Source organism: Bradyrhizobium sp. TM233 (assembly GCF_036247965.1).
In the GTDB taxonomy this organism is placed as follows: Bacteria; Pseudomonadota; Alphaproteobacteria; order Rhizobiales; family Xanthobacteraceae; genus Bradyrhizobium; species Bradyrhizobium ottawaense.
The window spans coordinates 1-414 of the sequence record NZ_BTIG01000073.1; the positions used below are offsets into that span (position 1 = coordinate 1).

Consider the following 414-nt stretch of genomic DNA (forward strand, 5'->3'; position numbering starts at 1 on the left):
CACCTCGGGCACGACAGGCCATCCCAAGGGCGTGCGCCGCAACGCGCCGACGCCGGAGCAGCAGGCGGCCGGCGAGCGCATGCGCGCGATGATCTATGGCCTCAAGCCCGGCGCCCGTGCGATCCTGCCGGGCCCGCTCTATCACTCCGCGCCGAACTCGTTCGGCATCCGCGCCGGCAAGCTCGGCGGTGCCCTGGTGCTGATGCCGCGTTTCGAGGCCGAGGAATTCCTCGAGCTGATCGAGAGCTACCAAATCGACACCATCTTCATGGTGCCGACCATGTTCATCCGCCTGATGAAGCTCCCGGAAGAGGTGCGCAGGAAGTACGATGTCTCTTCCTTGCGCCATGTCATCCACGCCGCCGCGCCATGCCCGGCCGACGTCAAGCGCGCCATGATCGAATGGTGGGGGCC

1 protein-coding gene is annotated in these 414 nt (G+C 67.1%); it reads left to right on the forward strand.

The window, feature by feature from the left end; all coding sequences use genetic code 11:
- On the forward strand, positions 1-414 hold a 414-nt coding region (locus AABA86_RS33520), incomplete at both ends, for an AMP-binding protein (RefSeq protein ID WP_338309783.1).